Here is a 17483-nt window from a genome sequence, read left to right on the forward strand (position 1 = left end):
AACTGGCACTTCTTGCCCGTTGCAACGGTCAAGAAGCGAGGGAATCGCCACTGAAGCGGTGATTCCCTCGCCCTCACCCCACCCCCGGCGGGCGCCAGTCCACCCGGTTGGCGAGCCCGACGGCGGCGATCTGGGAGGACACGGCGAGCTTGGCGAGGATCGCCTTGACCTGGGTACGGACGGTGGCGTCGGAGACGACGAAGTGGGCGGCGACCTCGCGGACCGTCTCGCCGAGCATCAACCGGCCGAGTACCTCGCCCTCACGGGGGCTGAGTCGCTCCAGCCGCTCGCGGATCTCGGCCTGCTCACGGCTCTGCTGACGGGCCAGGCCGATCAGGGTCTCCCGCTCGCCCGCGTCGAGGACGGGGAGCCCCTGGTCGATGCGCCGGATCGTCGCCAGGATCTCGTTGAGCGACCCGGACTTGGGGAGGACCCGGCGGGCGCCGAGGGCGAGGCACTCGCCCCACCTGGCCCGGTCGGTGGCGGCGGTGACGACGATGACCTGGGCGCCGGCCTCGACCAGGGAGGGGATCAGCCGTCGGCCGTCGCCGAGGGCGCCGAGGTCGAGGTCGAGGAGCACCAGGCCGGGCCGCAGCCGCAGCACCCGGCTCAGCAGGGCCTGGGTCGAGGTGAAGGCGGTCGGTGAGACGCTCAGCGCGTCGTGACCCTCCAGGTCCAGCGCGAGCTCGAGGGACTCGGAGAAGAGGACGTGGTCCTCCACCAGGACGATCCGCGTGCGACCGCGCGCAGCCCTGTTCATCGGCGCCCCCGCGGGCCGGCAGAACCCTTGCTCACGCGTCGATTATGAACCGGCGTTCCGGTTCCCGCCCGGCGAACGCGGAACGTCGGCCGGCAGCTCGACGGTGAAGGTGGAGCCCTCGCCGGGCGCGGACTCGACCCGGACCGAGCCACCGTGCAGGGCGACGATCCGCTCCACGATGGCGAGGCCGAGCCCGGCACCCGCCCGGCGTCGTACGGCACCGGCGCGCGAGCGGAAGAACTCCTCGAAGACCCGTGCGCGATCGGCGGCGTCGATGCCGATCCCGGTGTCGGCCACCTCGAGCACGACGCCGGAGGAGGCCGCGGGCCGCACGCTCACCCGGACCCGGCCGCCGGGGTCGCTGTACTTGACCGCGTTCGAGAGCAGGTTGGACACCATTCGGTCGAGGTCCTCCGGGTCGCCCGCCACGACCGGCGAGCCGCGGACCTCCAACGACACCGAGACGTCCCGGAGCCGGGCCGCGGCGGCGTGGAAGCCGATGACGTCGCGGGCGACGGCGCCCAGATCGGTCGGCACCACCCGCAGGGCGACGCCCGGCCGGCCGAGCTTGGCGAGAGCCGCCATGTCGTCGACGACCGAGGTGATCCGGTCGGCGCCGCCGTCGACCGCGTCCAACGCCGCCCGGGTCGCGTCGTCCGGAGCGGTACGGCGGCGCAGCACCTCGACCGTGTTGGCGATCGCCGCGGCGGTGCCCCGCAGCTCGTGGGACAGCACGTCGATGATCGTGCGCCGGTACTCCGCGACCGCGTGCTCGCGCTCGACCCGCTCCTCGAGGTCGCCCCGCTCCAGAGCGGTGACGAGGGCGCGCTCGGCGAGCCGGACGTACATCTGCAGGGTCTCCCGCTGCGCGACGTCGGGGCGCCGGCCGTTGCGCGGCAGGTCGACGGACAGCAGCCCGCGCAGCTGCCCGTCGTCGTCGCGCAGCAGTCCGCACAGGAGATCGTCGGGATCCCAGGCGTCGGGGCCGTCGAGCGCGACGATGTCCGGCACCCACTCGTGTCCCGCGAGGTGACCGCCCGCCCGCTCGGCGGGCAGGAACCGCAGGTCGCCCCACACCTCCGCAGGCGCCAGCTCCCGCTCGACCAGCTCCACGGGCGCGCGCAGGTCGAGCAGCCGGGCGATCGCATCGTCGTCGCCCACGACCGCGACCGTGTGCAGCACCCCGTCGGTCACCAGGCTCACCGCGGCCAGGTCGAAGCCCACGAACTCCTGGACGCCCTCGGCGAGCAGCTGCAGGGTCCGCGCCAGCGCCTTGTCCACGTCCACGGCGTACCCCTTGTCCCGATGGTCGCAACCATCCTGGCAGCGGTACGCCGGCGTGGTGGGCCTTCCGGCCGAGTTTCGTCAGACGCTGAACAGCGTGGGCGCCAGCCAGTCAGCGGCCCAGGACACCGGCGCCTGCCGCTCGCCCACCTCCCGGAGCTCCCGGACGGCCAGCTCCAGCAGGAGCAGGCGGGCCACGCACTCGCGGTCCTCGGGGCGGACCGGCCACTCCGTCAGCAGCTCCGCCGCCTCCCGCACCAGGACCGCGCCCACCCCGGCGGACCGGCCGCGGAGCCGCAGCTGCGCGAGCCGGAAGTGGAGGGTGTCGAAGCCGAGCGGGCGGTTCACCGCGAACCGCTCCCAGCCCCACGCCAGCACCCGGCCGCCGCCGGCGGCAGCCGCGGCGATGGTCGTCGGCGACCAGTTGCCGTGCCAGGCGCCGCGGGGCAGTGCGTCGAGGTCGTGCCGCTCGGCGAGGAGCTCAAAGGTGGCCGCCAGGCGCTCGGTCACCGACGAGGGCTCCAGCCGCGCGAGGGCCGTGCGCAGCTCCGCCGCGTAGGAGCGGTCGAGGTCGGCGGGGGTGACCAGCCGGGCCACCGCGAGCTCGGCCGCCCGGCGCTCCTCGCGGGTCGGCGGACGGCTCGCGTACGGCGGCGGGCCGGCCTCCTCCACCAGCAGCGGCCCTCCGTGCCAGGTGGTGAGCGCGACCAGGCGGGGCGCGACCAGCGGGGAGCCCAGCTCCGCGACCTCCCCGACCGCGGCCAGGACCGCCGCCTCGGCGAGGAGCAGTTGCGCGCTCACCGGGTCGAGCGCCCACCGGGCGACGGCGACCACGGCGCCGCTGCCGTCGTACGCGTGGAAGACGGGTCCGTCGGCCGGCGGCGCCGCGGAGCCGAGCACCAGCCGGACCGGCCGGCCGAGCGCGTCCCCGATCAGCGCCGCCAGCTCGTCCATGACGCCGACGGCGTCGTCCGCGGTGAGCCCGGGGCCGGACTCGGGATCGACGAACCCGGCGGTGGTGCGTGTCATCGGCCTGGCCTTCCTGCTCGCCTGCGGGCACGGGTGTGGTGCGGGACTGCCAGCGTCCTCGATCCGGCGGCTCGGCGGACCGGCGATGCGCCGTTCTCCCCAGATTTCGGGATGCCGCGTCCGCGGCCGATCCGGCTCCACGGCGGGCGCCGGCAGCGGTCTCACCAACGTGGGGGATAGCCGATGACCAGGACTCTCGTCGGCACATGAGCGTCCTAGGCTCGTAGTGCCTCGGGTGGCGCGACATCCTCGCTCGGAGACGGGCGGGGTCGGGGGACCCGCGAGCCGATCTGTCTGATCGCTTCGCGGAGGTGTCGCGCCCCTCGGGCCTATCCCGGATCCACCGACGAGACGGCTCCAGCCGTGTCGCCGAGCTCTGTGTCGTGACCGTCCCTCGCCGGCCGCACCGCACGATCCGTCCCGAGCCAGTGAGGAACGAAGAATGAGACGACTGACCATCGCGCTGCTGGCGCTCGCCGCGATCCTGACCGGCACGGTCATGCTCGCCGGCCCCGCCTCGGCGCACCACTCCGATATCCAGGGAACGGCGGCGTGCGACAGCACGCCCGGCAACTACCTGGTGACCTGGCGAGTCCACAACTGGAACGGCAACTCCGCCGCCAACCAAGCGCGCGTCACCAGCTCCTCGCGCGGCGTCGTTCCGGTCGGAACCACGTTCGAGGACGACGAGACCAAGACCTTCACGGAGAAGGTGACGGCCACCGAGCCGCTGAGCCTCACCGTGTCGATGACGTGGCGCAACGGCACCATCTCGACCGACACCGGTCGCGCTGCGGGCTTCCCCGCCTGCGAGGAGGACGTCACCGCGGCAGGGCCGAGCGTCACTGCGGCCACCTGCGATTCGGCCGGGCGATTGAACGTGCCCGGGGACACCGACAAGGTCGGCTACACGCAGACCCCGAGGGCTCGGGCCCCGGCAGCTACGTGGTCACCGCGACCGCGAAGCCCGGATACCGGCTCCAGGGCCGCTCCACCTGGACGCTCACGGTCGACCCGCAGCTCGACGCGGAGCAGTGCTGGCGGCCGGCGACTCCGGTCGCGCCCGCCGTCACCCCGGTGCGCGGCTGCGACACCGTGGGCTCCCTCGTACTGCCCACGACCGAAGGGATCACCTACGAGGTCACCGAGGGCGACGGCAAGACCGGGACCTGGACCGTCGTCGCCACCGCGGACCCCGGGTACACGATCGCTGCGTACGCCCCGACCGTTTTCACCGGCGACCTGGGCACCCCCGACCGTTGCGCGACTCCGGCCGTTCCGACGGTGACGGAGCCGACCTGCGATGCCGCGGCGCAGGTCGTGCTGCCGAGCACCGAGGGCGTCAGGTACGCCACCAGCACGGGTTCGGACGAGACGACCGTGGTGACCGCGACCGCGCTGCCCGGCTACGAGCTCGTCGGAACGACCGAGTGGCGCTTCCAGCTCGCGCCCCCGCTCGCGGCCGCCTCCTGCACGCCGACGACGCCCATCGTCCCGGTCACGCCCACCACGCCCACCACGCCGGTCACGCCGGTCACGCCGGTCACGCCGGTCACGCCGGTCACGCCGGTCACGCCGGCGGTCCACCACCCCGCACCGCCCGCCGCCGCGCCTCCCCCAGCGCACCCGGCACCACCGGTCGCGACCGCGCTGCCGGCGACCGGCGCCGATGCCGTGACCGGGCTGGCCGCCCTGGCGGGCGTCCTCCTGCTGGCCGGCGGCCTGGCGCTGGTGCGAAGCGCGCGCGGGCGACCCGAGGCTCTCGGATAGTGAGATACCAGTCTCACTTTGCGGACAGCGGTGCTTGACTGGAGCGGTGACCCGCACCGCCGCCCCGCACCCGCAGGCGGCGCGCACGGTGTCCGCCACGCACCGCTGGGCGATGCTGGCGGCGGGGACGGGGCACAGGCGGCGACGTCGGCGATGGTCGTGGCGCCGAGCTTCCTGATCCCGGAGCTGCACCGGCCGGTGGCCGCGGGCGGCTACGGCATGAGCCTCGCCGAGGCCGGGCTGGTGGCGTCGGCGTCGATGACCGGGATGATGTTCACGCTGGTGCTGTGGGGGCTGGTGGTCGACCGGCGCGGGGAGCGGTTCGCGCTGCTGACCGGGCTGCTGGTGACGGCCGCCGGTGGCGCGGCGGCGGCCGCGCTCGCCGAGCCGTGGCCGATGGCGGCGGCGCTGTGCTTCGCGGGCATCGGCGCCGCGGCGACCAACTCCGCCTCGGGCCGGGTGGTCGTCGGCTGGTTCCCGCCGGAGCGGCGCGGGATCGCGATGGGCATCCGGCAGACCGGACAGCCGCTCGGGGTCGGCCTCGCGGCCGGCACGGTCGCCGTCATCGCCCACCACCACGGCATCGGCCCGGCGCTGTGGGTGCCGACCGGCGCGGCCCTCGCCATCACGGCCTTCGTCGCCCTCGTCGTCCTCGACCCGCCGCGCCCGGCCGCCGCGGCGGGCGACCACCGGGCGGTCAACCCCTACCGCGCCGACCGCTACCTCGCCCGGGTCCACGGTGCCTCGGTGCTGCTCGTCGTCCCCCAGTTCCTGGTGTGGACCTTCGGGCTGACCTGGCTCGTCGCCGACCTCGGCTGGTCGCCGGGCGTCGCCGGCCTCGTCGTCGCCGGCACCCAGGTCGCCGGTGCCGCCGCCCGGATCGGCGCGGGCTGGGCGTCCGACCTGGTCGGCAGCCGGATGCGGCCGATGCGCGCGGTCGCGGTCCTCGCGGCCGCCACCATGGCGCTGCTCGGCCTGGCCGCCGCCGGCGCGGAGGACTCGGCGGTGGTCACGGGCGTCGCCGTCGTCCTCCTCGTCGTCGCGTCCGCGGTGACCGTCGCCGACAACGGACTGGCCTTCACCGCGGTCGCCGAGCGCGCCGGCCCGTTCTGGTCCGGCCGCGCGCTCGGCCTGCAGAACACCGCCCAGCACCTCGCCGCCGTCGCGGTCCCGCCGATCGCCGGCCTGACCATCACCGCCTGGGGGTACGGCGCGACGTACGCCCTCGCCGCCGCGCTCCCCCTGCTCGCCGTGCTGGTGGTCCCGGTCGCCGGCGAGCGATCGGTCAGCTGAGCGCGGCCAGGTCGTAGTCGACGACGACCGGCGCGTGGTCGCTGAGCCGGACGCCGGCGTGCTCGCGGTCGACGACCGCCGACACCGCCGCGCGGGCCAGCCGCGGGGTGGCGAGGTGGTAGTCGATCCGCCAGCCCGCGTCCTTGGCGTAGGCCTGGCCCAGCCAGCTCCACCAGGAGTACGGCCCCTCGACGTCCGGGTGCAGCCGGCGGACGACGTCGATCAGCGTCCGCGGCGTGAGCTGGGCGTCGAGCCAGGCACGCTCCTCGGGCAGGAAGCCCTCGACCTGGTTGCTGCGCCGCCAGTTCGCGACGTCCGCCCGCGTGTGCGCGATGTTGAGGTCGCCGGTCAGCAGGAACTCCCGGCCCGCCGCCGCGGCCGCCCTCCGCGAGGCCGCCAGGTGGCGCGCGAAGCCGGCCATGAACGCCATCTTCCGCGCGTGCTTCGCCCCGCCGTCCGGCGCCTCCCGCATCCGCCGCGGGTCCTGGAGGTGCGCGGGGAGGCCGCCCTTGGGGAGGTAGAGGCTCGCCACCGTCAGCGGTACGTCGGCCAGGTCGACCTCCACGTACCGCCCCTCCGTCGCGTGGCGGCGCAGCGCCCGCGGCAGCGGACAGGTGGGGTCCGGGACGGCCCAGGTGCGCACGGCAGCGGCCGGCCGGCGGGTCAGCACGGCGACGCCGTTGCGCCCGGCGATCTCGCCGGCGTCGTACGCCACCTCGTAGTCGCCGAAGGCGTCCTCGGGCAGCGCCGCATCCGGGCAGCGCACCTCCTGCAGCGTGACGACATCGCAGCCGCGGGTCGCCAGCCAGTCGCCGAAGCCGCGGCGGTGGGCGGCTCGGATGCCGTTGATGTTGACGGTCGCGATGCGCAGCACCGGGCGAGGCTACTCGTCGGCGACTGGCGACTCATCGGGAAGCCCGACGTCGAAGACGTCCATCATCAGCGCCAGCGTCGCGTAGTAGCCCACCAGGACCACGAGCTCCAGGAGGTCGGCCCGGCCCAGCGCGGCCGAGGCCTGCTCGAACCCGGCGTCGTCGAGGGTCCGCTCGTGCACGAGCCGGCGCGCGAGGTCGTGGCACAGCCGCTCCCGCTCGTCGGCTCCGGCGAAGGTGCCGTCCGCGACGGCGGCGATCTCGGCGGCGTCCATGCCGATCGCGGCGGCGACCCGCGCGTGCGCCCAGGCCTCGAAGCCGGAGCCCGTCGCCGCGGCCACGGCGAGGATCGCGATCTCCCGCTCACGGGCGGTCAGCTCGCCCTGGTAGCGGATCGCGGCGCCGAGCTCCTGGAGGGGACCGCCGACGCCGGGCTGCAGCAGCATCAGCCCGAACGGGCCGTGCAGGGCGCCGTCGGCGTCGGTCAGCGGGAACGGCTGCTCGCCCGTGGCGCGGGGACCGGACGTGAGCGCGTCGTAGAGACGCCGGGCCTCGGGGCCGAGCCGGCCGAGCTCGTCGGGCCGGGGCGAGCGGAACCGGCCGCTCGTCACGGCTGCGCCCGCCACCTGGCCAGGAGCTCGGCCTCCCGCTCGGTCGTGATGCCGGTAATCCGGGCTGCCGGGTCGGCGTCCAGCCAGGCGCGGGTGTCGCGGGTGGTCGCGTCGACCGGGCGCGGCTCGAGCCCGGCCTCGAGGGCGGGGCCGGCGTCGTGGGCCAGCATGCCGTCGTACTCGGGACGGGGCAGCCAGAGCGGGATGCTGTCCGGGCCGGACCACGGCTCGACCCCCTCGGCCTGGAGGAACTCCTGGTCGACCCAGACGAGGCGGGCGTCGGGCAGGCAGGCGGCGAGCAGGTCGGCGAACGGGCGCTCGGGGCGATGCCGTCGTACGTCCCCCCAGCGCGGTGCTCCGCCAGGCCCACCACCCAGGCGGCGAGGTCGCGGACGTCGACGACCTGCACCAGGTCCTGGGGCCGGCCCGGCGCGAGCACGTCGCCGGTCGCGGTCGAGCGACGCGCCCAGTAGGCGAACCGCCCGCTGGGGTCGCCGGGACCCACGATCAGCCCGGGCCGGACCACCGCCGCCGACGGCACCGCCTCGAGCACGAGCCGCTCGCAGGCGACCTTCATGCCGCCGTAGTTCTCCAGGCTCGCCATCGGGTCGAGGTCCTCGGTCACCTCCGGCAGGAGCCGCCCCTCGCCCGGACCTGCGGGGTCGCCGTGGTCGGCGTAGACCGAGATGGTGGAGACGAACACCCAGTGCGCATTGGGTACGGCGGCCAGCGCCCGCCGCACGTGCGAGGGCGTGCGCGCCACGTCGACCACGGCGTCGTACGGGTCGCCGTCGGTGAGCTCCGCGGGGGCCGGCTGGTCGCGGTCCCAGCGCACCGTCGTCACGCCCGGTGGCACCGTGCCGGACTGCCCGCGGTTGGCGCAGACCACGTCGTGGCCGCGCCGCACCGCCTCCGCCGCGACCGCACGGGACAGGAACTGGGTACCGCCGAGAACGAGGAGCCTCATCTCCCCACTATGCCCAACTCCCGGCGGAACCAGCCGCGCGAGAACCGCGCCCCATGCGAATTCGTCCTCATTCGGCGGAATCGCGGACGAATTCGCATGGGGCGCCGAACGACTGCCCGCAGCCTCAGAGGAACTGCGTCGGGTCGAACTCGTCGATCGGGATGATCCGGACCCGCGGCAGCCGCTCGTTGAACGCGTTGACGTCGTACTCGAGGTCGAAGAACTGCAGTCCGCGGGCCGTCAGCTGCGAGAACGCGCTGTTGCGGAACTCGGTGAACCCGACCAGGCCCACCCGCCGGCCGTCGAGGACGTGCTCGACCTGCTCGACGAAGTCGCCGTCGTTGCTGACCAGGACGACGTCCGCCTCGCGGTTCGCCAGCTCGTCCAGCGTGCGCTGGATGGCGATGTCGACGACCTTCTGGTTGGCGCCGCCGGACAGCGGGATCGGCCGGTACCCGATCGCCAGCAGCGCCTGCACGAACGACATCGGCAGCTCGCTGTTGGCCGCCAGGAAGAACAGTCCGTTCGCCGGCTGACCCCACTGCCGCTCCACGAACTGCAGCAGCCGCTCCCACCGCGGCCGCTCCTCGGGCCGCGGGCGCCGGCCCAGGATCGACGTCCCGAGGGTGGCGTCGATGTTCTCCCCGTCCACCAGGACGTGGGTGGTCCGCGCGGTCTCCATGGCAGGAGCCTAGGGGTGACGGGCTCAGCCGCGCTTGACCCCGACGAAGTCGGTCCAGTCGCCCTTCGTCTTGTAGAACCCGGCGACCGCCTTGAACCGGTAGCGCGGCGCGGTGCTGTCCAGGCAGGCCTGCGGGACGACGATGCGGACCCGGTCGCGGTCGAACCGCCACTTGCCGCGGATCCCGGAGCACTCGATCGGCGTGCCGCCGAACTCCTGGTCGGTCGGCTCCCACAGCTGGGTCACCGCGCCGGTGCGGGGGCGGTAGCCGCTGTAGGCGATGAAGCCCTCGTCGGTCCCCGGCCGGGTGCCGATGAACACCTTCGTCTGGGCCTTGCGGGCCTTGTCGAGGCCGCGGAAGGTCAGCTTGAGCACCACGCGATCAGCCCGGTTGTCGATCTTGACGCGCAGGATGTCCATCCGGGCGGGCAGCGCCGGCTCGGCGCCGTCGTCGATCACCTTCACGGCCGCGCCCGCCGGCGCCGGCAGGGCCAGCAACCCGGCGAGGAGCGTCACGAACGAGGTCAGCAGCAGGGTGCGCATGCCTCGACGATACGTCGCCGCCACGCATGGTTGGCTGGGCGCGTGAGGAGCCTGGTCACCGCGACGGCCTGTGCGGCGCTGCTGGCGCTGGCGGCGTGCGGCGGGGGTACGCCGACGTCGGGCGTGCCGCCGACGACGCCGCCCGCGTCCACCCCCGCCTCCACCCCCGCCTCCACCCCCGCCTCCAGCGCCACGCCGGCGAACACCCCCGCACCCACCCTCACGCCCACGCCGGAGCCCGACCCGGAGCTCGAGGTCGTCGAGGGCATCGACGCCTCCCACCACCAGGGCCCGATCGACTGGGACCGGGTGGCGGGGGCGGGGATCGTGTTCGCCTACCTCAAGGCGACGGAGGGCACCGGGTTCACCGACCCGCGGTTCGCGGCGCACCGGGCGGCCGCCGTACGGGCGGGGGTCGCGGTGGGCGGCTACCACTACTTCCAGCTCTGCAGCGACGGCACCGCTCAGGCCGAGCATTTTCTTGATGTGCTCAGCCTGGCCGTCCTCGGCGACCAGCCCGATCCCACGCTCCCGCCGGCGATCGACCTCGAGCTCGCCGGCAGCTGCGCCGACCCGCCGGCGGCCGGCACCCTGCTCGCCGAGGTCCGGGAGTTCCTCGCCACGGTCGACGACCGCCTCGGCACCACCACGCTGGTCTACCTCTACCCCGAGTTCGAGGAGCGCTTCGGGTTCGCCGACGACCTGGCCGACCACCCGCAGTGGGTACGACGCCTCGGCGACCGTCCGCCGGCGCGGGACTGGTCCGTGTGGCAGTACGACGACCGCGGCGCCGTCCCCGGCATCAGCGGAGGCGTCGACCGCAACCGGGGAACAATCCCCGTCGGGATGCGTTGAGAGGTCATGTCCACCATCGACCTCACCGCCGGCAACTTCGAGCAGACGGTGCTCGACAACGAGATCGTCTTCGTCGACTTCTGGGCGTCGTGGTGCGGTCCGTGCCGCAACTTCGCGCCCATCTACGAGGCGGCCGCCGAGGAGCACGGCGACCTCGTCTTCGGCTCGGTCAACACCGAGGAGGAGCAGCAGCTCGCCGCGGCCGCCAAGGTCACCTCGATCCCGACCCTGATGGCGTTCAAGAAGGGCGCCCTGGTCTTCTCCCAGGCCGGCGCGCTGCCCGCGCCCGCGCTGGCGCAGGTGATCGCGGCCGTCCGCGACTTCGACGTCGACGCCGCGAAGGCCGCCGGGAAGTGAGCGAGCTGCAGCTCGGGCTCGACACCTTCGGCGACGTCACCGTCGACGTACGCACCGGCGAGCGCCTCGGCCACCCCGAGGTGATCCGGAACGTCGTCGAGCAGGGCGTGCTCGCCGACCGGGTGGGCGTCGACGTGTTCAGCGTCGGCGAGCACCACCGCGACGACTTCGCGGTCTCCGCGCCCGACATGGTGCTGGCCGCGATCGCCGGGCGCACCGAGCGGATCGGCCTCGGTACGGCGGTCACGGTGCTCAGCTCCGACGACCCGGTCCGCGTCTACCAGCGGTTCGCGACCCTCGACGCGGTCTCCGGCGGCCGCGCGGAGGTCACCCTCGGCCGTGGCTCCTTCACCGAGTCGTTCCCGCTGTTCGGCTACGACCTCGGCGACTACGACCGGCTGTTCTCCGAGAAGCTCGACCTGTGGGCGGCGCTCCAGGGCGAGCAGCCGGTCACCTGGGACCGCGGCGAGCTGCGTGCCCCGCTGCGCGACGCCCGGATCTTCCCCACCACCGCCCGCGGCTCGATCCCGACCTGGATCGGCGTCGGCGGCTCGCCGGAGTCGGTGGTCCGCGCCGCCCGCTACGGCTTCCCGCTCATGCTGGCGATCATCGGCGGCGAGCCGGCCCGGTTCGCGCCCTTCGCCGACCTCTACCGCCGCGCCCTCGACGAGCTCGAGATCGGCCATCGTCCGATCGGCGTGCACTCCCCCGGCTTCGTCGCCGACACCGACGAGGAGGCGCGCGAGCTGCTGTTCCCGCACTTCAAGGCCAGCCGCGACCGGATCGGCGCCGAGCGCGGCTGGGGTCCCGCCACCCGCGAGCAGTACGACGCCGAGGTCGACCACGGCGCCCTCTTCGTCGGCTCGCCGGAGACCGTCGCCCGCAAGATCGCCGATGCCGTCCGGGTGCTCGGCATCCAGCGCTTCGACCTGAAGTACAGCAACGGCACCCTGCCCCACGAGCAGCTGATGCACAGCATCGAGCTGTACGGCGCCCAGGTGGCCCCGCGCGTGCGCGAGCTGCTCGCCGCGGAGCCGGTCACGGCCTGACGACGTCCACCGTCAGGAACAGCTCCACCAGTACGTCGACGAGCCGGTCCCGCTCGACGTCGAGGTCGCCCTGCAGGGCGGCCCCCAGCGCGTGGGCCACGCCGCCGATGAGGAAGCGCGCCCGGAGCAGCAGCTCGACCGGCAGCCCCTCCGGCGAGCCCGCCGGGTCGCCCGAGGACGCGGTCGCGGCGAGCATCCCGGCGAACCGGCGGCTCTCCTCCAGCACCCGCGGGCCCAGCACCGGCGAGGTGATCGATTCCAGCAGCGCGATCCGGCCCTTGCGCGGGTCCTCGAGGAAGAGGTCGGCCATCTCGGCCAGCACCGCCCGAGTCCGCTCCTCGACGCCCTCGACGCCCTCGGGCGCCGTCGCCAGCGCGGCGACCGAGCGCGCCGCCGCCTCGGCGGCGATCTGCTCGAACACCGCGAGCTGGAGCGCCTCGATGCTCGGAAAGCTCTCGTAGAAGTACCGCGCCGCCAGCCCCGACTCCTCGGCCACACCGCGCACGGTGGCGCCGGCGACGCCGCGGGTGCCCATCAGCTCCAGGCCGGCAGCGAGCAGCCGGGCGCGCCGCTCGGCGACGCGCTCGGCGGCCGCGCGACCGCCGTACCGCCGTGCGCTCTCCGTCACCCGGACATCTTGACACGCGCGTTGACCGATGGGTGAATGGATCTGTCAACGCGCGTTATCAGTTGGGCGAGGAGCACACGTATGACCGACCTGCCTCCCTGGCACCCCTCGCAGCCGCACCACGCCCTCGCCGCCGACGTCCGCGCCTGGCTCGGCACGCCGGCCGCCTTCGCCCTCTTCGGCCGGCTCGCGCTCGACCAGGTCGCCTACCGCGAGGTGGCCGCGGCGGTCGACGCGACCGGCCGGTTCGCGCAGAACTTCACCGACCGCGGGATCCGCAGCGGCCTGTGGGGACCGCTGCTGCTCTTCGGCGACGACGCCGACCGCCGGGCCTCGGCGCAGCGGCTCAAGGACCTGCACGGCCAGGTCCGCGGCGAGGGGAAGGGGCACTTCGCCGGCGAGCGCTACAGCGCGCTCAACCCCGCGCTGTGGAAGTGGGTCGGCACGACCAGCCTGATGGTCTTCCACACCGGCTACGTCACGACGTACCGCGGGCGGCTGACCGCCGAGCAGCGCGAGGTCGTCTACGGCACGATCCGCCACCTCGTCGACTTCGACCTGCCCAGCGAGCAGGCCCGGATGCCCGCGACGGCCGCCGAGGCGGAGGCCTACTACGACGAGGTCGCCGCCACCGTGCTCGAGGACAACGAGTTCCTGCAGTGGGCCAACGCCACCTTCGACCGGCTGCCGGTGCCGACGCTGGTCGGGCCGCGCTGGCTGCAGCGGGCGATCGCGCCGTTCTGGCGGATCCTCACCCCGCGCTCGGCCGGCCCGCGAAGGTCTGCGCCGAGGGCGCGGCGCATCCCCGCATGCGCGAGCTGCTCGGCGTCCGCTGGACCCGGCGTCGCCGGGCCGAATTCGGGCTCTACCTGCTGCTCATCCGTACGGCGCGCCGGTGGCTGCCGCGCTGGCTGCTGCTGGACCCCCTGGCGCTCAACCGGCTGCGGTACGAGCGGCTGCGCGCACGCTACGAGCGGCCGCAGCTCGCCTCGTTCGCCGCACCTGTGGCCGGAGCACAAAAGACACCGGGGACTCTGTAGCCGCGCACGAGCGAGCGCCCGGGACGCCGACCCAGACTCGGTGGGGTCGAGAGAACCGAGCCGATACGGAGCCCGAGATGCGCGACCTGATGACCCTGGTGCCGATCTTCGCCTTCATGCTGATCCCCGTCTGGATCCCGCTCGCCGCGATGGCGTTCGGCGCCCTCCACGACGCGGTCGTCGCACCGGCGCGGCGGGCCCGCGCGCCCCGTCGTACCCGGCAGGCGCAGCCCGGGCACCGGGCGGTCAGCCCCGCCGGTCCTCGGGTCCCCGCGGCAGGAACTGCGCGGTGAAGGCCGGCCAGGCCTCGTCGATCAGCTCCTCCATGTCGAGATAGGTCGCCTTCCGCACGTAGGCCTTCGCCAGCTCGGTGTCCAGCACCCGGAGCAGGAATCGCCGCAGCTCGGCGTCCAGTCCGGCCACCTTGCGCAGCACCGCCCCGCGCCGGGTGTCGGTCTTCAGCTCCAGCCCGATCTGGTCCTCGGCCGGGGTCCGCAGCTCCAGACGCAGCTTGAGCGGCGCCTCGGTGTGCACCACGAGCACGAGCGGTACGACGACCTCCGCGTTGAACGTCAGCTTGTCCAGCGGCAGCTCGAGGTCGAACACCACGCTGATCGGCAGGTCGATCGCGTAGGTCAGCAGCTCCCCGGGGACCAGCTCCCCCGTGGTGGGCCGGTAGGTCCCACGAAGCTCACGCTCGCGAAGGCCCGCCCCGGGCCGGCGCCGATCGGGCCGAGCGCGATCTGGTCGCCCAGGACCTCGTCGACGGTGCGCAGGATCCGCTCCTTGTGGAGCACGCGGTGGATCCAGTTGACGCCGAACTGCTCGTACGACGTCGGCACGCTCCCGGCCCCGGCCGCGTCACCGACCGCGTCCTCGCCGACGTCCTCGACCACTCCCTCGACCACGCTCTCCCCATGTCCTGCCCGGAATCCCCCTCCGGGACGGCCGATTCTCGTACACCCCAACGACCGGGCGCCCGACGGGTCCCGGGTGTCGGAGCGATCCGCCATGATGGGGCGCATGCCGAAGCCTGCCGAGCCCCACCCCGCCGACAGCCACGAGAAGATCCGGGTGCAGGGCGCCCACGTCAACAACCTGCAGGGGGTCGACGTCGAGATCCCCAAGCGCCGGCTGAGCGTGTTCACGGGCGTGTCGGGGTCGGGCAAGAGCTCGCTGGTGTTCGGCACCATCGCCGCCGAGTCACGACGACTGATCGACGAGACCTACAGCACCTTCGTGCAGGGCTTCATGCCCAACCTGCCGCGACCGGAGGTCGACGTCCTGGAGGGGCTCACCACGGCCATCCTCGTCGACCAGGAGCGGATGGGGGCGAATCCCCGCTCGACGCTGGGCACGGTGACCGACGCCCACGCGATGTTGCGCTCGCTGTTCTCGCGGATCGGCGAGCCGACCATCGGCGGCCCGACGGCGTTCTCCTTCAACATCCCGACCACGACCGTCGGCGGCGCCTCGGTGACCGAGTCGGGCAAGAAGAACGTCATCAAGCAGCAGGTCTACCTCGGGGGCATGTGCCCCCAGTGCGAGGGCCGCGGCACCGTCTCCGACCTCGACCTGACCCAGATCGTCGACGAGTCCAGGTCGCTGGTCGAGGGCGCGGTGCTGGTGCCCGGCTACACCGCCGACGGGTGGATGATCGCGGCGTTCAAGGCCGTGCTGCCGCCCGAGAAGCCGATCGCGAAGTACACCAAGGCCGAGCGCGAGGACTTCCTGTACGCCGAGCCGCGCAAGATCAAGGTCGACAAGATCAACATCACCTACGAGGGCCTGATCCCGAAGATCCGCAAGTCGATGTTCAGCAAGGACGCGGAGTCGCTGCAGCCGCACATCCGGGCGTTCGTCGAACGGGCCGCGGTCTTCGGCCCCTGCCCGTCCTGCGACGGCACCCGGCTCAACGAGTCCGCGCGGTCGGTCACGATCAAGGGCCGCACCATCGCGGAGGTGACCGCGCTGCAGGTCACCGACCTCGCCGAGTGGCTGCGCACGATCGACGACCCGGGCGTGGCCCCGCTCGTCGGCAAGCTCCTCGACCTGCTCGACTCCTTCGTCGACATCGGGCTCGGCTACCTCTCGCTGGACCGGCCGTCCGGCACCCTCTCGGGCGGTGAGGCCCAGCGCACCAAGATGGTGCGCCACCTCGGCTCGGCGCTGACCGACGTCACCTATGTCTTCGACGAGCCCACCATCGGGCTGCACCCGCACGACATCGAGCGGATGAACAAGCTGCTGCTGGAGCTGCGCGACAAGGGCAACACCGTGCTGGTCGTCGAGCACAAGCCGGAGACGATCGCGATCGCCGACCACGTGATCGACATGGGCCCGGCCGCCGGCAGCGGTGGCGGCCAGGTGGTCTTCCAGGGCACCGTCGACGGGCTGCTGAGGTCCGGCACCCGCACCGGCGAGCACCTGTCGTACCGGGCGTCCCTCAAGGACGCGGTGCGGGAGCGCAGCGGCGTGCTGGAGATCCGCGGCGCCGACTCCCACAATCTGCAGAACGTCGACGTCGACATCCCGCTGGGCGTGCTGACGGTGGTCACCGGCGTCGCCGGCTCCGGCAAGAGCTCGCTGATCCACGGCTCGGTGGTCGGCCGCGAGGGCGTGGTGGCGATCGACCAGGCGGCCATCAAGGGCTCCCGGCGGTCGAACCCGGCGACGTACACCGGGCTGCTCGAGCCGATCCGCAAGGCCTTCGCGAAGGCCAACGACGTGAAGCCGGCCCTGTTCAGCGCCAACTCCGAGGGCGCGTGCCCGACCTGCAAGGGCTCCGGCGTCATCGTCACCGAGCTCGGCTTCATGGACACGGTCTCCACGCCGTGCGAGGACTGCGGCGGCAAGCGGTTCCAGGCCGCGGTGCTCGACTACCGACTGGGCGGGCTCAACATCGCCGAGGTGCTCGACCTCCCCGTCGAGAAGGCGCTCGAGCTCTTCTCCGCGCCGGAGACGAAGGTGCCGGCCGCCGCCGACATCCTGGCCCGGCTCGCGGACGTCGGCCTCGGCTACCTCAAGCTCGGCCAGCCGCTCAACACGCTCTCCGGCGGCGAGCGGCAGCGGGTCAAGCTCGCGCTGCACATGAAGGAGAAGGGCGGCGTCTACGTCCTCGACGAGCCCACCACCGGCCTGCACCTCGCCGACGTCGAGAACCTGCTGGGACTGCTGGACCGCCTGGTCGACGCCGGCAAGTCCGTCATCGTGATCGAGCACCACCAGGCCGTGATGGCCCACGCCGACTGGATCATCGACCTCGGCCCCGGCGCCGGCCACGACGGCGGCACGATCGTGTTCGAGGGCACCCCCGCCGAGCTGGTCGCCAAGAGATCGACGCTCACCGGCGAGCACCTGGCGGCGTACGTCGGGGAGTGAGCCTCACTCCCAGGCGACGACGGCCTCCGGGTCGCCGGCCACCCCGAGGTCGCGCGCGGCCGCCGAGATCCGCCGGGCGAGGTCCAGGTCGGCGGTCGTGAGCGACCCGGTGTCGTGGGTCGACAGGTGGACCGCGAGCGACGGGTACCCGAGCTTCAGGTCCGGGTGGTGGTTGGCCGCCTCGGCGAGCTCGCCGATCGCGTTCACCAGCTGGAGGCCGGTCGCGAAGCTGCCGGTGCGGAACACGGCGAAGGCATGGACCCCCAGGACCCGCCAGTCGGCGACGCCCTCGGCCCGGCTGAACTCCTCGGCGCTGATCTGTTCGTAGCCCATGGATCGACGGTACGCCCCGCCCTGCGAGG

Annotated in this window: 20 protein-coding genes and 1 pseudogene; 7 read left to right on the forward strand and 14 right to left on the reverse strand. The window is 73.6% G+C overall.

The genetic code is table 11. The annotated features are described in order from the left end of the window. Positions 1 to 73 precede the first annotated feature (73 nt). The 4 genes from FIV44_RS14230 to FIV44_RS30525 form a co-directional block, all read right to left on the reverse strand. Positions 74 to 721 carry a helix-turn-helix transcriptional regulator gene (locus FIV44_RS14230; protein WP_246086955.1) on the reverse strand — a complete coding sequence of 216 codons (648 nt, stop codon included), beginning with the start codon at positions 719 to 721 and terminating at the stop codon, positions 74 to 76. Between the two features lie 81 nt (positions 722 to 802). Then, a complete protein-coding gene (locus tag FIV44_RS14235) occupies positions 803 to 2047 on the reverse strand; it encodes a sensor histidine kinase (protein ID WP_141005008.1) in 1245 nt (414 codons plus the stop codon). 78 nt (positions 2048 to 2125) lie between these two features. Further along, positions 2126 to 3073 (reverse strand): hypothetical protein, encoded by a 948-nt coding sequence (locus FIV44_RS14240; RefSeq protein WP_141005009.1) that lies wholly within the window; start codon positions 3071 to 3073, stop codon positions 2126 to 2128. 573 nt (positions 3074 to 3646) lie between these two features. Next, on the reverse strand, positions 3647 to 3919 hold the full coding sequence (locus FIV44_RS30525; RefSeq protein WP_181411176.1) for a hypothetical protein: 273 nt from the start codon (positions 3917 to 3919) through the stop codon (positions 3647 to 3649). A 99-nt stretch (positions 3920 to 4018) separates the two neighbouring features. Between FIV44_RS30525 and FIV44_RS14245 the strand changes: the two genes are divergently transcribed. Continuing rightward, positions 4019 to 4843 carry an LPXTG cell wall anchor domain-containing protein gene (locus FIV44_RS14245; protein WP_181411177.1) on the forward strand — a complete coding sequence of 275 codons (825 nt, stop codon included), beginning with the start codon at positions 4019 to 4021 and terminating at the stop codon, positions 4841 to 4843. A 159-nt stretch (positions 4844 to 5002) separates the two neighbouring features. Further along, a complete protein-coding gene (locus FIV44_RS14250; protein ID WP_246086956.1) occupies positions 5003 to 6136 on the forward strand; it encodes an MFS transporter in 1134 nt (377 codons plus the stop codon). On the opposite strand, the gene FIV44_RS14255 is transcribed toward FIV44_RS14250, so the two are convergent. From FIV44_RS14255 to FIV44_RS30530, 6 genes and pseudogenes are all read right to left on the reverse strand, one after another. After that, the gene (locus FIV44_RS14255; protein ID WP_219996510.1) at positions 6129 to 7007 is read right to left on the reverse strand and encodes an exodeoxyribonuclease III; all 879 of its coding nucleotides are present in this window, start codon (positions 7005 to 7007) and stop codon (positions 6129 to 6131) included. The two genes, FIV44_RS14250 and FIV44_RS14255, sit on opposite strands and share 8 nt — an antisense overlap. 12 nt (positions 7008 to 7019) lie before the next feature. After that, positions 7020 to 7634 carry a carboxymuconolactone decarboxylase family protein gene (locus tag FIV44_RS14260; RefSeq protein ID WP_219996449.1) on the reverse strand — a complete coding sequence of 205 codons (615 nt, stop codon included), beginning with the start codon at positions 7632 to 7634 and terminating at the stop codon, positions 7020 to 7022. Continuing rightward, positions 7616 to 7789 (reverse strand): hypothetical protein, encoded by a 174-nt coding sequence (locus tag FIV44_RS32205; protein WP_246086957.1) that lies wholly within the window; start codon positions 7787 to 7789, stop codon positions 7616 to 7618. The genes FIV44_RS14260 and FIV44_RS32205 overlap by 19 nt, the downstream gene beginning before the upstream one ends. Before the next feature lie 236 nt (positions 7790 to 8025). Further along, positions 8026 to 8586 (reverse strand): annotated as a pseudogene (locus FIV44_RS33590) (NAD-dependent epimerase/dehydratase family protein); the annotation flags it as partial. A 124-nt stretch (positions 8587 to 8710) separates the two neighbouring features. Beyond that, positions 8711 to 9268, reverse strand: coding sequence for an NYN domain-containing protein (locus FIV44_RS14270; RefSeq protein WP_141005012.1), 558 nt, complete (start codon positions 9266 to 9268; stop codon positions 8711 to 8713). 24 nt (positions 9269 to 9292) lie between these two features. Beyond that, positions 9293 to 9811 carry a hypothetical protein gene (locus FIV44_RS30530; protein WP_181411178.1) on the reverse strand — a complete coding sequence of 173 codons (519 nt, stop codon included), beginning with the start codon at positions 9809 to 9811 and terminating at the stop codon, positions 9293 to 9295. A gap of 42 nt (positions 9812 to 9853) precedes the next feature. Between FIV44_RS30530 and FIV44_RS14275 the strand changes: the two genes are divergently transcribed. From FIV44_RS14275 to FIV44_RS14285, 3 genes are read left to right on the forward strand one after another with little or no spacing between them, the layout of a single operon-like run. Continuing rightward, positions 9854 to 10666: a glycoside hydrolase family 25 protein gene (locus tag FIV44_RS14275; protein WP_181411179.1), complete on the forward strand. Its 813-nt coding sequence runs from the start codon at positions 9854 to 9856 to the stop codon at positions 10664 to 10666. Between the two features lie 6 nt (positions 10667 to 10672). Next, complete coding sequence (gene trxA, locus FIV44_RS14280) at positions 10673 to 11023, forward strand: thioredoxin (RefSeq protein ID WP_141005014.1); 351 nt, start codon at positions 10673 to 10675, stop codon at positions 11021 to 11023. Beyond that, positions 11020 to 12072 (forward strand): LLM class flavin-dependent oxidoreductase, encoded by a 1053-nt coding sequence (locus FIV44_RS14285; protein WP_141005015.1) that lies wholly within the window; start codon positions 11020 to 11022, stop codon positions 12070 to 12072. The genes trxA and FIV44_RS14285 overlap by 4 nt, the downstream gene beginning before the upstream one ends. Here the strand turns inward: FIV44_RS14285 and FIV44_RS14290 are convergent. Beyond that, complete coding sequence (locus tag FIV44_RS14290; protein ID WP_219996450.1) at positions 12062 to 12700, reverse strand: TetR/AcrR family transcriptional regulator; 639 nt, start codon at positions 12698 to 12700, stop codon at positions 12062 to 12064. The two genes, FIV44_RS14285 and FIV44_RS14290, sit on opposite strands and share 11 nt — an antisense overlap. A gap of 81 nt (positions 12701 to 12781) precedes the next feature. Between FIV44_RS14290 and FIV44_RS14295 the strand changes: the two genes are divergently transcribed. Beyond that, on the forward strand, positions 12782 to 14077 hold the full coding sequence (locus tag FIV44_RS14295; protein ID WP_219996451.1) for an oxygenase MpaB family protein: 1296 nt from the start codon (positions 12782 to 12784) through the stop codon (positions 14075 to 14077). Here FIV44_RS14295 and FIV44_RS14305 read toward each other — a convergent pair. Continuing rightward, complete coding sequence (locus FIV44_RS14305) at positions 13987 to 14346, reverse strand: hypothetical protein (RefSeq protein ID WP_141005017.1); 360 nt, start codon at positions 14344 to 14346, stop codon at positions 13987 to 13989. The genes FIV44_RS14295 and FIV44_RS14305 overlap by 91 nt on opposite strands. A gap of 29 nt (positions 14347 to 14375) precedes the next feature. After that, complete coding sequence (locus tag FIV44_RS14310; RefSeq protein WP_141005018.1) at positions 14376 to 14648, reverse strand: hypothetical protein; 273 nt, start codon at positions 14646 to 14648, stop codon at positions 14376 to 14378. 106 nt (positions 14649 to 14754) lie between these two features. Between FIV44_RS14310 and FIV44_RS14315 the strand changes: the two genes are divergently transcribed. Next, complete coding sequence (locus FIV44_RS14315; RefSeq protein WP_425465174.1) at positions 14755 to 17121, forward strand: ATP-binding cassette domain-containing protein; 2367 nt, start codon at positions 14755 to 14757, stop codon at positions 17119 to 17121. 3 nt (positions 17122 to 17124) lie between these two features. On the opposite strand, the gene FIV44_RS14320 is transcribed toward FIV44_RS14315, so the two are convergent. Further along, positions 17125 to 17454 carry a 4a-hydroxytetrahydrobiopterin dehydratase gene (locus FIV44_RS14320; RefSeq protein ID WP_141005020.1) on the reverse strand — a complete coding sequence of 110 codons (330 nt, stop codon included), beginning with the start codon at positions 17452 to 17454 and terminating at the stop codon, positions 17125 to 17127. Between the last annotated feature and the right edge of the window lie 29 nt (positions 17455 to 17483).

It is taken from the genome of Nocardioides humi, assembly GCF_006494775.1.
Taxonomy (GTDB): Bacteria; Actinomycetota; Actinomycetes; order Propionibacteriales; family Nocardioidaceae; genus Nocardioides; species Nocardioides humi.